At 64.8% G+C, this 13,644-nt stretch carries 10 protein-coding genes; 7 read left to right on the top strand and 3 right to left on the bottom strand.

Translation table 11 applies throughout. From position 1 onward, the window contains the following. Window positions 1-9 precede the first annotated feature (9 nt). The 6 genes from ADAD_RS0101450 to ADAD_RS0101425 are packed head-to-tail and all read left to right on the top strand — an operon-like array spanning window position 10 to window position 7,961. Window positions 10-1,317, top strand: coding sequence for an acyl-CoA dehydrogenase family protein (locus ADAD_RS0101450; protein WP_010408486.1), 1,308 nt, complete (start codon window positions 10-12; stop codon window positions 1,315-1,317). A gap of 4 nt (window positions 1,318-1,321) precedes the next feature. After that, entirely contained in the window at window positions 1,322-2,815 is a 1,494-nt protein-coding gene (locus tag ADAD_RS0101445; protein ID WP_010408482.1) for an MFS transporter, read from the top strand. 10 nt (window positions 2,816-2,825) lie between these two features. Further along, window positions 2,826-4,301: an MFS transporter gene (locus ADAD_RS0101440; RefSeq protein WP_010408479.1), complete on the top strand. Its 1,476-nt coding sequence runs from the start codon at window positions 2,826-2,828 to the stop codon at window positions 4,299-4,301. 45 nt (window positions 4,302-4,346) lie between these two features. Further along, window positions 4,347-5,555 carry an acyl-CoA dehydrogenase family protein gene (locus ADAD_RS0101435; RefSeq protein WP_010408477.1) on the top strand — a complete coding sequence of 403 codons (1,209 nt, stop codon included), beginning with the start codon at window positions 4,347-4,349 and terminating at the stop codon, window positions 5,553-5,555. Between the two features lie 17 nt (window positions 5,556-5,572). Continuing rightward, window positions 5,573-6,643 carry an acyl-CoA dehydrogenase family protein gene (locus tag ADAD_RS0101430; protein ID WP_010408475.1) on the top strand — a complete coding sequence of 357 codons (1,071 nt, stop codon included), beginning with the start codon at window positions 5,573-5,575 and terminating at the stop codon, window positions 6,641-6,643. Between the two features lie 4 nt (window positions 6,644-6,647). Further along, complete coding sequence (locus tag ADAD_RS0101425) at window positions 6,648-7,961, top strand: MFS transporter (RefSeq protein ID WP_010408473.1); 1,314 nt, start codon at window positions 6,648-6,650, stop codon at window positions 7,959-7,961. A gap of 18 nt (window positions 7,962-7,979) precedes the next feature. Here ADAD_RS0101425 and ADAD_RS0101420 read toward each other — a convergent pair whose 3' ends face one another. The 3 genes from ADAD_RS0101420 to ADAD_RS0101410 all read right to left on the bottom strand — a co-directional run bounded on the left by ADAD_RS0101420 (window position 7,980) and on the right by ADAD_RS0101410 (window position 12,206). After that, window positions 7,980-9,212, bottom strand: coding sequence for a TetR/AcrR family transcriptional regulator (locus ADAD_RS0101420; protein WP_029139817.1), 1,233 nt, complete (start codon window positions 9,210-9,212; stop codon window positions 7,980-7,982). A gap of 64 nt (window positions 9,213-9,276) precedes the next feature. After that, window positions 9,277-11,028 carry a class I adenylate-forming enzyme family protein gene (locus ADAD_RS0101415; RefSeq protein ID WP_010408469.1) on the bottom strand — a complete coding sequence of 584 codons (1,752 nt, stop codon included), beginning with the start codon at window positions 11,026-11,028 and terminating at the stop codon, window positions 9,277-9,279. Further along, window positions 11,028-12,206 (bottom strand): acetyl-CoA C-acyltransferase, encoded by a 1,179-nt coding sequence (locus tag ADAD_RS0101410; protein WP_029139815.1) that lies wholly within the window; start codon window positions 12,204-12,206, stop codon window positions 11,028-11,030. The genes ADAD_RS0101415 and ADAD_RS0101410 overlap by 1 nt, the downstream gene beginning before the upstream one ends. Before the next feature lie 201 nt (window positions 12,207-12,407). Here ADAD_RS0101410 and ADAD_RS0101405 point away from each other — a divergent pair, with 201 nt between their 5' ends. Continuing rightward, entirely contained in the window at window positions 12,408-13,640 is a 1,233-nt protein-coding gene (locus ADAD_RS0101405; protein WP_010408464.1) for a serine hydrolase domain-containing protein, read from the top strand. The last annotated feature ends 4 nt before the right edge of the window (window positions 13,641-13,644 follow it).

Genomic DNA, 13,644 nt, shown 5'->3' with positions numbered 1-13,644 from the left:
AGATTCGAGATGGCTTGGGATTTCGAGACCGAGCCCGGCTTTCAGGAAAAGCTGGACTGGATGGAAAGCTTCGTGCGCGAAAAGGTCGAACCGCTCGGCCTGCTCGGCATCCATCCCTACGATGTCAAAAATCCACGCAGAAACGAGCTTGTTCGTCCGCTGCAGGACGAGGTGAAGCGCCAGGGCCTGTGGGCCTGCCACCTTGGGCCGGAGCTGGGCGGACAGGGATACGGTCAGGTCAAGCTGGGCCTGATGAACGAGATTCTCGGAGGCGCCAGCTTCGCTCCGATCGTGTTCGGCTGTCAGGCGCCCGACACCGGCAATGCAGAGATCATCGCCCATTACGGCACGCCGGAACAGAAAACGCGGTATCTGGAACCGCTGTTGCAGAACGAGATCGTTTCGGCCTTTTCGATGACCGAACCGCAGGGCGGATCGGACCCGACCAGTTTCATCACCCGCGCCGAGCCCGACGGCGATGGCGAGAATGGCGGCTGGAAGATCAATGGCGAGAAGTGGTTCTCCACCAACGGCAAGTGGGCCGACTTCCTGATCGTGATGGCGGTCACCGATCCCGATGCACCGCGCCACCAGCGGATGAGCATGTTCATCGTGCCGGTCGATACGCCGGGGGTGGAGATCGTGCGCAATGTGGGCGTTTACGGGCAGGAAAGCGGCTCCGAGAGTTACATCCGCTATACCGACGTGCAGGTGCCGGCCGATCACCTGCTGGGCGAACGCGGCGGAGCCTTCGCGATCTCGCAGACCCGGCTGGGCGGCGGGCGCGTCCACCATGCGATGCGCACCGTGGGCAGTTGCAAGCGGCTGCTCGATGCGATGAGCCGCCGCGCGGTCAGCCGCAAGACGCGCACCGGCACCATCGCCGACTACCAGAGCGTCCAGATGCAGATCGCGGACAGCTATATCGAGCTGGAGCAGTTCAAGCTGTTCGTGCTGAAGACCGCCTGGATGATCGACAAGCACCAGGATTACCGCAAGGTGCGCAAGGACATTGCGGCGATCAAGGCGCTGATGCCGAAGGTCTATCACGACATCGCGCAGCGCTGCATCCACATCCACGGATCGCTCGGCGTGTCGAACGAGATGCCCTTCGTCGGCAACCTGATCGGGTCGATGGTGATGGGCATCGCCGACGGGCCGACCGAGGTCCACAAGGTCACCGTGGCGAAGCAGCACCTGCGCGCCTACCGCGATGTCGCGGACCCGATGTTCCCCGACTATTCGCTGATCGAACGGCGCGCCCGCGCGCACGAGATGTACGATCCGGTCGAGGAAATCGTCGAGGCGGCGGAGTAGCGCGATGGCCACCACCGCGCCCGCTCCCGCCCCGCCGATGACGCGGATGCATCGCCTGACCTACGGGTCCGGTGCGATCGCCAACGGCGTCAAGAACGCCGCGTTCTCCACCTACCTGCTGCTGTTCTACAATCAGGTCCTTGGCGTGCCCGCCGCCATCGTTTCGGGCGCGATTGCGCTGACCTTGCTGGTGGACGCTTTCGCCGATCCTTTCATCGGCCGCTGGTCCGACGTGACGCGCTCGCGCATCGGGCGGCGCCATCCGTTCATCTTCGGCTCGGCCCTGCCCACGGCTGGCTTCTTCGTCCTGTCGTGGTTCCCACCCGCTGGCCTCAGCGACATGCAGATGGGGTTCTGGATCTTCGCGCTCGCCTCGCTCACCCGCATGTCGATCAGCGCGTTCGAGATCACCACCAGCGCGATGGCGCCCGAACTGACCGACGATTATGCGGAGCGCACCAGGCTGTTCGGCCTGCGCTATTTCTTCGGCTATCTCGGCACGTTCGGCTTCACCGCCTTCTCGCTCGCGGTGTTCTTCGTCGCGACGCCCGAATTCGAGCGCGGCCAGCTCAACCCCGAAGGCTACGTCAAGTTCGCGTGGCTGGGCGGTGCGCTGATCCTCGCTGCAATCCTTGTCTGCGGCTTCGGCACGCTGAGCCGCGTGCCGCACCTGCGCCAGCGCGACGAACCCGGCGAGGGCGCAACCCCCGCCTCGCATCTGAAAGAGATGTTCACCGCCTTCCGCAATCGCGGCTTTCTGGCAATCTTCGGCTTCGGGGTCTTCAAGTACACCGCCATCGGCCTGTACGCGGCGACCACCGTCTATTTCAGTACCTATGTGTTCAAGCTGGGCGCGGACGAGCTGGCGCTGCTCACCTTCGACAGCCTGATCGCGGCCACGCTTGCCGCGCCGCTCGCCCCGCGCTTCTCGCGCTGGCTGGGCAAGCGCAACACATCGATGTTCATGGCGATCATCGGCATCACGCTGGGCATCTCGCCGCTGTTCCTCACACTGATCGACGCCTTCTTCAAACCGGGCGATCCCATGCTGCTGCCCACCCTGTTCGTGATCGGCGCGATCTACGGCGCGATGATCGCGATCTCGCTGATCAACACGTCCTCCATGCTGGCGGACGTGGTGGAAGACCACGCGGTGAACACCGGCCAGCACACCGCAGGCGTCTTCTTCTCGGCTTCCAGCTTCATGCAGCAATGCTCCGCCGGGTTCGGGATCATGATGGCGGGCATCGTGCTCGAACTGTCGGATTTCCCGACCAAGGCAGAGGTTTCGCAGATCACTCCCGCAATGGAGGACAGCCTCATCATGCACTACATTCCGGCCTCGCTCGGCCTGTGGATCGTCGGCGCGCTGTTCCTCCTCTTCTATCCCATCACCGAAGATCAGCACCGCGAGAACGTGGAGCGGCTGAAGGCGCGCGAGGCACAGGCGCGCGAACAGACGATCCGCGACGGCGCCTTCGGCTCCCCGGCAAGATAGGTTCCCAGCTATGGTCACGGATCCCAGCGCGCCGAAGCTCGGCCTGCTCACCAAGTTCCTCTACGGCACGGGCTCGATCGGCTACGGCATCAAGGACGTCGCCTTCCGGTCCTTCCTGCTGCTCTACTACAACCAGGTCGTCGGCGTGCGCGCGGAACTGGTTTCCTTCGCGATCCTGGTGGCGCTGGTGGCGGATGCCATATCGGACCCGCTGGTGGGCCAGTGGTCGGACACGATCCGCACCCGCCTGGGAAGGCGCCATCCGCTGATGATCGCATCCGCCCTGCCCGCCTCCGCCAGCCTGTTGCTGCTGTTCTTCCCGCCCGGGGGCATGAGCGACACGCAGACCTTCTGGTACATTCTGGTGGTCGGCTGCTGCGTGCGCACCTTCATCACCTTCTACGAGATTCCCAGTTCCGCGCTCGCGCCCGAGATGACGAGCGACTACGACGAGCGGACCTCGATCGCCAGCTACCGCTATTTCTTCGCCTATCTCGGCGGTGTCGGCATGGCCTTCCTGACCCTGCTCGTGTTCCTCGCCCCGACCGAGGAATATCCCGTCGGCCAGCTTAACCCCGCGGGTTACGAGACCTTCGCGATTGTCGGTGCCGCACTCATGTTCGGCGCGATCCTGCTGTCGAGCTTCGGCACGCTGCACCGGGTCAAGTATTTCAAGATGCCGCCCGAGCGTGAGAAGATCGGCCCGGTCAAGACGCTCGGCCAGATGGGCAAGACATTCTCGAACAAGGGCTTCCTCGCGATCCTCGCCTTCGGGGTTCTCAAATACACCTCGGTCGGGATGACCTCGGCGCTGAACATCTATTTCGGCACCTATTTCTGGGGCTTCAATTCGGCGCAGCTCGCGATTTTGACGGTGGATTCGCTGGCGGGCGCGTTCCTTGCGCTGTTCCTCGCCCCGATCGTCTCGAAGCGGCTGGGCAAGCGTAATGCCGCCTTCTATCTCGCGATCTTCGCGGTGATGTTCGCAAGCGCGCCTTACATTCTGCGCTTCGCCGGGCTGATGCCCGAGAACGGCGAGCCGGGCCTTGTCGCCAGCGTGTTCGTATTCTCTATGCTGTTCCAGCTGTGCGGTGTCTCCTCGGCGGTGCTGACCCACGCGATGATCGGCGACATCGTGGAGGAGAGCCAGCTGCGCACCGGTCGCCGGTCCGAAGGGCTGTTCTACGCGGCGAACACGCTGATGCAGAAATCGACCTCCGGCCTCGGCGTCTTCGCCGCCGGGATGCTGGTTGCGATCGTCGGCATCGTGCCCGGTTCGGACCCGCGCACGATCGACCCCGAAATCCCGCGCATGCTGGCGCTGGTCTACGTGCCCACGCTGATCGTTCTCTACATTGGCGGCGCAGGCTTCCTGTTCGCCTATCGCATCGACCGCACCAGCCACGAAGCGAACGTGGAAGAGCTCGCCCGGCGCGACCGCGCGAGTTCGGTCAACGCAGACGAAATTCCCGATCCCGCGCAGTAGCAGCGCCCACCCTTCAGAAGAAACAGACCGACCAAGGAGCAAGACATGGCCACCCAGCTAGAACCCGAGGCGCGCGACAGCGCCGACGTCTTCCGCGAGGAAGTACGGCAATTCATCGCCGACAAGTTTCCCGAAGAGCTCAAGGGCAAGAGCGTCTCGCTCAGCGCGACCGAAGGTCCGATCAAGGAAACCGAAGCACAGAAAGCGTGGCGTGAAGCGATGGGCGAGCGCGGCTGGGGCACGCCCACATGGCCCAAGGAATACGGCGGCGGTGGCCTGAACCGCAAGCAGGCGGCGATCCTGAACGAAGAACTGTCACGCGCGGGCGCCTACAACCCGATCGGTGGGATGGGCGTGATGATGTTCGGCCCCACCCTGCTCGAATATGGCAGCGAAGAGCAGAAGCACGAGCATATCCCGCCGATCTGCCGCGGCGAAATCCGCTGGTGTCAGGGCTATTCCGAACCCAATGCCGGCTCCGACCTTGCCAACCTGCAGACCATGGCTGAGGACAAGGGCGACCACTACCTCGTCAACGGACAGAAAACCTGGACCAGCGGCGGCCAGTGGGCGGACAAGTGCTTCGCCATCGTGCGCACCGACCGCAGCGACAAGCACAAGGGCATTTCCTTCCTGCTGATCGACATGGATTCGCCGGGCGTCGAAGTGCGCCCGATCACCATGATCAGCGGCACCAGCCCGTTCTGCGAAACCTTCTTCACCGATGTGAAGGTGCCCAAGGAAAACCTCGTGGGCGAGGAAGGTCAGGGCTGGACCATCGGCAAGCGCCTGCTGCAGCATGAGCGCACCAATCTTTCGGGTGCAGCGCCGGGCGGCCGCGCGGGCGCGAGCCTGGCGGACATTGCGAAGAAGTACGGCCGGACCAACAAGGATGGCACTCTGGCCGATCCCGTCCTGCGCGACCGGATCGCCGATTTCGAAATCCGCTGGACCAGCTTCCTCCACACCGCGCGGCGTGCGGTGGAGGAAAGCAAGGCACAGGGCGGCGTCTCCGAAATCAGCTCCGCGCTCAAGAAGCTCGGCACCAAGCTGGGCCAAGAACGCGCCGAATTGACCATCGAGATCATGGGGCTGCAGGGCCTCGGCTGGGAAGGCGACAACTTCAGCCCGGTCGAACTGCAGGGCGTGCGCGCCTGGCTCTACGGCAAGGCGACCACGATCTACGGCGGCTCGACCGAAATCCAGAACAACGTCATCGCCAAGCGCGTGCTCGGCATGCTCGACCACCAGTAAGAAGCGGAAATTACGACATGGCAGTTCTCAACGAAGAGCAGGAAATGCTGCGCGACATGGCGCGCGAATGGGCGACCAACGAAAGCCCGGTGACCGAGTTCCGCAAGGTCCGCGCGAGCGGCGAGCCCGAGGCGTTCGACCGGGCGGCCTACGCCACGATGGCGGAAATGGGCTGGGCCGGGATCATCATTCCCGAAGACCACGGCGGATCGGATTTCGGCTTCATGTCGGTCGGCCTCGTGGTCGAGGAACTCGGCAAGACGCTGACCGCCAGCCCGCTGATCGCCACCACCCTCGCCGCGAGCGCGATCATCCTTGGCGGCAGCGAGGATCAGAAGGCCAAGTGGCTGCCCAAGCTCGCGAGCGGTGAAGCCATCGCCACGCTCGCCATCGACGAAGGTCCGCACCACGATCCGCAAGCGATCGAGGCGAGCGTCTCGGGCGGCAAGCTGACCGGCACCAAGGCCTTCGTCGCCGAGGCGCACGGTGCGGACCTGTTCGTGGTTGCCGCGAAGGACGGGCTCTATCTGGTCGAGAAGGGGGACGGCGTCACGCTGACCACCCGCCGCCTGACCGACCAGCGCAGCCATGCCGACATCGCGTTCGATGGCGCTGCGGCGGACAAGCTGGCCAATGGCGGCGACGACCTGCTCGACAAGGTGCTGGACCGTGCGCGGGTGCTGACTGCGGCCGAGATGCTCGGCATGGCGCAGATCGTGTTCGACACGACGCTCGCCTATCTCAAGCAACGCGTGCAGTTCAATCAGGTGCTCAGTTCCTTCCAGGCACTGCAGCACCGCATGGCGGACCTGTTCGCCGACCTCGCGCAGATGCGCTCTGCGGTCGAGGCGGGCCTGCAGGCGATCGACAGCGGCGCAGGGGCCGAGCGCGCAGCCATCGTTGCCAAGGCGGAAGCCAATCGCGTGCTCCACACCATGAGCAACGAAGGCATCCAGCTGCACGGCGGGATCGGGATGACCGACGAATACGACATCGGCCTCTATCTCAAGCGCGCGCGCGTGCTGGAGGCCGCATGGGGCACCAGAAGCTACCTCAAGAACCGCTTCGCAACCCTGGGCGGCTATTGAGGCCTTGGATCCGCTGGAGGATCCCGAAGGACTGGACGACAAGGCCGGCGCGCAGCGACGCGCGCTGGCCGAACACGCGCGCTTCGTCGATGCGAACCTGAAGCGCAATTACACCGCCAACTTCATCCATGGCGTGCTGGGGATGACCGGCTTCCGGCTGATCTACGCGCCCACCATCATCCCCGCCTACCTGCTGCTGCTGACCGGCAGCACGGCCGCCGTGGGGCTGGGCGCAGCGCTGCTGCAACTGGGCGCGACGATCAGCCCCATCGCCAGCGGATCGCGGATCGAGCATCGCAGCCATATCCTGCCCTACGCCATCCGCGTCGGATCGCTGATGCGGCTGATGATCCTCGGCCTTTCGCTGACGGGTTATTTCCTCACCGGCAACGTCCTGCTGATCGCGACCTTCGCCTGCTTCCTGCTGCTCGGCTTCTTCACCGGCGCACAGCGCGTCGCGTTCCAGATGCTGATGAGCAAGCTGATCCCCATCAGGAAAAGGGGCCGCCTGCAGGGCTACCGGAATTTCGCCGGAGGGCTCATCGCCGCGGTGCTTGCATGGGTGGCGGGCAATTACCTGATCGCGGACGAGTGGCTTGGCAACGGATACGCCACCACCTTCCTGTTCGCCTTCCTGCTGACCAGCGCCGGGCTGGTGGTGCTCAAGACCATGATCCGGGAGCCTGCGGCGCCGATTTCCCGCCCGCAGATGCCGATCATGCAGCGCATCCGCCAGTTTCCCGAGCTGCTGGAAGACCGCGACTTCGCGTGGTTCCTTGGTGTTCAGTGCTTTTCGACCATGGCCCGCGTCGGTGCGCCGTTCTGGACGATCTACGCGGGCACGCAGCTGGGGCTGGATGGTGCGCTGATCGGAGGCCTCAGCTTCGTCTTCCTCGGCTCGGACACGGTGTCCAACGTGCTGTGGGGACCCCTTGGCGACCGCTTCGGCTTCAAGATCATCTACGTGCTTGCGCTGTGCAGTTCGGTATGCGGCGTCGCGCTGCTGATCCTCGGCAGCACCGCGGTGCCGATCTACGCCGCTTTCGTATTGCTCGGGGTGGGCGGATCGGGCTGGATGCTCGCTTCGACCACGATGGTGCTGGAATTCGGCGAGCCGCAGGATACGCCAATGCGGCTCGCCTTCGTCACCACGCTGGAAGGCGCCATCGCCGCGAGCGGCCCGGTGCTGGCTGGCGTGCTGGTAGCGTTCAGCGGGTTCGTACCGCTGTTCGTCATCGTGCTCGCCGCGCAGGTTGCGGCGCTGGCGCTGCTGGTCGTGAAGGTGCGCGAGCCGCGCCACCGCGCCGCGCTGTTCTGACGCTGGGCCGAGCCCAAGTCAGCTACGTTCGGCGAGCATTCCTTCGCTGAGAACAGACAGGTAGGTTTCTACCGCCCGCTCCGGATCGTCGAACCGGGCGGCCCAGCGGCGCGCCTCGTACGCGCCGTTCAGCGTCGACATGATGATCTGGCTGGCCACCAGCGGATCGACCGCGCGCACCGATCCGTCGCCCCACCCGTCGATGAGGAAACCCGCGAAACGCCGCGCAAGGCGGTTGGACCGCATGACCACGTCCGTCTTGTGCTCGCTGTCGAGCGCCTGCAGCGCGGTGGTGCGCAGCAGTGGCATGGGATCGAAGAACTGCAGCTCGAGCAGCTCGTTGAGGATGCTCGACAGGCGCGTCCAGTACGATCCCTCTACGTCGCGCCCGGCCATCTGCACCTTGGACAGGCGATCATAACTGCGCTGGAAGCACTCCAGCACCAGATCGTCCTTGGCGTCGTGATGGTGGTAGAAGCTGCCCTTGGTCACATTGAGCGCTTCGGCAATCCGGTTGACCGACGCACCGCGATAGCCGCGTTCGTTGATCATGACCGTGGCCGCGCGCAGGAACTCGTCGTTCTGCTGGGGCTGGACCTCTTCGTGCGTGCGCCAGCCGCCATCTTCCAGCGGCAGGGGCTTCCATTCGCCGCGCGTTACGGGAATGCCGAAGCACAGGATGTCGACGATCTTGGTTTCGACCCGGGCAAAATCGAGCACCGAGTAGCGCCGCGACCAGACCGGCCACCACAGCATCGCCTCGATCAGGATATGCGCGCGCGCGGAAAAAAGCGCGCGCTGCGTTTCATCTGCGGGTTCGCCGAAGAAGGCACGCACCTCGTTCACCATCTCGCGATAGGCAAACAGCAGTTCGTCCTGCTGATCCTGGTCGAGCGAGCGGATTTCGGACAGCGCGGTCATCAGCCCGCGCTCCCCCCGGCGGATGCGTTCGCGCAGCGTCACATGCAGATGCACGTATTTGGCGATACGCTTCTCGAGGGTGTCCTCCGCCAGCGCTTCCTGCGCCATCGACTTCAGCAGCGCGATGGTTTCGGCATAGACCGAGACGATCAGCTGGTCCTTGCGGGGGAAGTAATAGGTGACGCTGGTCGCGTTCAGCCCGATCGCGCGGGCGACCTTGGTTAGCGTAGTGGCCTGCACGCCCGTATCGTTGATCAGCACGGACGCGGCGTGGACGATGGCGCTGCGCTTCTCGCCGAACTTCTTCGTGACGTCGGGCTTCTTCGCCATCCGCTCCCCCAGCATCGTTATCCGCCATCCGCGCACCCGATCGATCCGGCGTGCGGTAGAGGCTTCAGAAGAAGCTCGAAAGCTCCTTCTTCAGGATCTTGCCATTGGCATTGCGCGGCAAGGTCTCCTTCGAAAAGGCAATCTTCACAGGCACCTTGAACTTCGCCAGCCTCTCCGCAACCCATTCCTGCAGCTCTGCCTCGGTAGCATGCATGCCGGGCGCCAGGTGGACGACCGCGGCAGGCTCTTCGCCCAGCTGCTGGTGACCGATGCCGACCAGCGCCGCATCGGTCACTGCCGGATGGTCGTAGAGCACGTTCTCGACCTCGGACGAATAGATGTTCTCGCCCCCGCGGATGATCATGTCCTTCGCGCGGTCGGCGATGTAGCACCAGCCTTCCTCGTCCAGCCGGGCGAGGTCGCCGGTGCGGATCCAGCCGTCGATGAAGGTCTCGGCGGTTGCTTCTGGATTGTTCCAGTAGCCCTTCACCACCATCGGGCCGCGCGCCCACAATTCGCCGATCTCGCCGGTCGGCAGTTCGCGCGTGCCATCCTCGCTCATGATCTTGAGGTCGGCCACCGCCACGGGCGGACCGCAGCTGTCGGGCCGGTTGAGATAATCCTCGGACGAATGGCCGGTGACGGTCGCCATCGTCTCCGTCATGCCCCAGCCATTGCCGGGCAGCGCGCCGAACTCCTCGCGGATCTTGCGTACCAGTTCGGGCGCGGCGGGCGCGCCTCCGTACGCAATCGCCTCTATGCTGGAGAGATCGTAGTTCTTGCGCTCGGGATGTTCGAGCAATTGCCAGGCGATCGTCGGCACGCCGCCGGTGGAATTCACCTTCTCGCGCTCGATGATCTGGAAGGCCTCGACCGGGTCCCACTTGTACATGAAAACAAGCGTGTTGCCCGCCGCGATCGCCCCCATCAGCCCGGCCGAACAGGCGGTGACATGGAACAGCGGAATGACGGTGAGCGTGGTCTTGGGCTGCGGCGCGGGGATTTCCTCCCCCCGGCGAAGCACCGCGCAGGCTGCGCCGAAACCGCTCGACAGGATGTTGGTGCACAGGTTGCGATGCGTGCCCAGCGCGCCCTTGGGCTTGCCGGTGGTGCCGCTGGTATAGAAGATCGTCGCGTCGTCTTCCGGGGCGATGTCCACCTCGGGCAGCGTGCGGGCAGGCAGGTCCTTGTAGGTATCGGGCGTGCCGAGAATGTCTTCGAGGCGCGATGCGCCTTTCAGCTCGCCCTCCTGCCGCGTCACCAGCACATGCTCGAGCTCGGGAATCTCGCCGCGATGCTCCGCGATGCGCTCCCACCGCTCCTCGTCGCACACCACCAGCTTGGTGCCCGAATCCGAGAGGCCATAGGCAAGCTCCGGCCCCGTCCACCAGGCATTGAGCGGGACGCAGATCGCGCCGATGGTGACGGTGGCGAAGAACACCACCGGCCATTCGGGCAGGTTGCGCATGGCGAGCGCCACGCGGTCGCCCTTGCCGATGCCGCGCGACTGGAATTCGTGCGCGAGCGTCGCGACCGCGCGGAACCACGCATCGTAGGTCATCCGCTCGCCCTGGTAGATCACGAAATCGCGATCCCCGTGCGACTGGCCGAGCAGCGCGATGGCGCGAAGGTTGGGCGGCGCGTTCTTCCACACGCGGGTCTTTACGCCGCGAATGTCGACTTCCTCCATTTCGAACCGCATGCCCGGCGCGGTCAGGATCGCCTTGCATTCGGCACGGCTGCGCGCAGGCCAGTTCTCCGGCGGGGTCCAGCCGATCGCGGAGGCAAGGTCTTTGGATTTCGCGGTGCTCGCCATCACAGCACCTCGAACAGGCCGGCGGCGCCCATGCCGCCGCCCACGCACATGGTCACGACGACATATTTGACGCCGCGCCGCTTGCCTTCGATCAGCGCATGGCCGACGCAGCGCGCGCCGGTCATCCCGAAGGGGTGCCCGATGGAAATCGAGCCGCCGTTGACGTTGAGGCGGTCATCCGGGATGCCCAGCCTGTCGCGGCAGTAGAGCACCTGCACCGCGAACGCCTCGTTCAGCTCCCACAACCCGATATCGTCGATCTTGAGGTCGAACCGCTCGAGCAGCTTGGGAATCGCAAACACAGGCCCGATGCCCATCTCGTCGGGCTTGGTGCCTGCGACTGCCATGCCGACATAGCGGCCCATCGGCGTGAGGCCGCGCGCCCTGGCGACCTCGGCTTCCATCAGCACGCTCGCCGCCGACCCATCGGCCAGCTGGCTCGCATTGCCGGCGGTGATCGTGTGACCCTCGCCCATCACGGGATCGAGCTTCGCCAGCCCTTCGAGCGTGGTGTTCGGCCGGTTGCAGTCGTCCATGGAGATGGTGACGTCTTTCTTCGAGACCTCACCGCTCTCGCGGTCCTTCACATCCATCACGGTGCTGACTTCGATGATCTCGTCCGCCAGCTTGCCGCTCTCCTGTGCGGCGGCGGTGCGCTGCTGCGACTGGAGCGAGTAGGCGTCCTGATCTTCCCGGCTGATGCCGTAGCGCTTGGCGACGACCTCCGCCGTGCCGATCATCGGCATGAAGATATCGGGATGCATCTTCAGCAGCTCTTCGTCGCGCTGCGGCTTGCCCGTATTGTTGCGAATGGCGGTGATCGATTCCACCCCGCCCGCGACGCAGATGTCCATCCGGTCGACGATGATCTGCTTGGCCGCGGTGGCGATGGCCATCAGTCCGCTGGAGCACTGGCGATCGATCGTCATGCCTGCGACATCCACGGGGAGACCTGCGCGCAAGGCGATCTGACGGCCGATATTGAACCCCTGCGCCCCGCCCTGGCTGGCGGCACCGAAGACGACGTCTTCTATCTCTGACCCGTCGAGCCCGGCGCGCTGGACGGCAGCCTCGACCGACCAGGCTCCCAGTTGCACCGGATGGGTTGCGTTGAACGCCCCGCGGATCGATTTCGCAAGCGGGGTACGGGCGGTGGACACGATGACTGCGTCGCGCATGGTTTCAGACATTCCTTTCCCTCGTGCCGACTCGTGCGGCTTGGCCACCAATCTAGCCTTCGCGGGAGCCGACAGGCAAGCGCCGTGTGAATTTTTCTGAAAGAGGGGTATGAGCCTTCACATCCGCGCAAAATCCGTTACCCCGGCACGGATAAAGATAAGGTACGCTGCGAGAGAGCGCCCATAGCGATGGAGAGAGCAATGGAACTGGCCAGCCCGGAAGACCGGGGGTTCGACGGCGAGAGATTACAGCGGATCGACCGCTTCCTGACAGAATCCTACCTCGACACCGGGCGCCTCAAGACCATGCAGTTGCTAGTCTCGCGCGACGGGCAGCCGGTGCATTACTGGCACGGCGGCACGCTGCGCGACGACGGCACGCCCATGCGCGAGGATGCGCTGTTCCGCATCGCCAGCATGACCAAGCCCATTACCTCGATCGCGTTCATGCAGCTGGTGGAGCAGTGCAAGGTGGCGCTGGACGATCCGGTGGCGCGCGTCTTGCCCGAGTTCGAAGGGCTCGGCGCCTATGCGGGCGGCGGCGGCGATCTGCCCTTCGCGCCGACCAGGCCGGGCCGCCCGATGCGCTTCGTCGACCTGATGACCCACATGTCCGGCCTGACCTATGGGTTCCAGAGCCGCACCAGCGTCGACGCCGCCTACCGCAAGGCCCGGCTCGACCTGTCCCGCGCGGCGATCACCTCGGACGAATATGTCGCCACGCTTGCAAAGATCCCGCTCGAGTTCGAGCCGGGCACGCGCTGGAACTACTCGGTCGCAACCGATGTGCTGGGCGTGTGCGTGGAGCGGATCAGCGGCATGGCGCTGGGCGATTATTTCCGCGAGAACATCTTCGCTCCGCTGGGAATGGAGGACACCGGGTTCGATATCGACCCGGCAAAGCAGGATCGGCTGGCCGACGCCTATCTCTATCGGCCAGGCAAGCCCCCGCGGCTGACCGACAAGGCCGCCGAATCGCGCCTGATGGAGACCGCGACCTTCCATTCGGGCGGCGGCGGCCTGATCTCGACCCTTGCGGATTACGACCGCTTCTGCACCATGCTGGTCAACCGGGGGGCCTATGAGGGCGGGCAGATCGTCGCCCCCAAGACGCTCGACCTGATGACCGCCAACCACCTGCCGGGCGGGGCCGACCTGACGCAGATGAGCGAGAGCATGTTCAGCGAGGCGAGCAATGCGGGCACCGGTTTCGGGCTCGGCTTCGCCGTGGTAACCGACCCGGCACGTACGCTCATGCCCGCAAGCAGGGGCGAGTATTACTGGGGCGGCGCCTATTCGACCGCCTTCTTCGTCGACCCGGTGGAGCGGATCACGATGGTTTTCATGACCCAGCTCTACCCATCTTCCACCTACCCGATCCGCCGACAGCTCAAGACGCTGATCTATTCGGCCCTTACCCACTCGAACGCCTGAAGGA

This window comes from Citromicrobium sp. JLT1363 (genome assembly GCF_000186705.1).
GTDB lineage: Bacteria > Pseudomonadota > Alphaproteobacteria > Sphingomonadales > Sphingomonadaceae > Alteriqipengyuania.
This window is presented reverse-complemented; position numbering and strand designations above follow the sequence as displayed.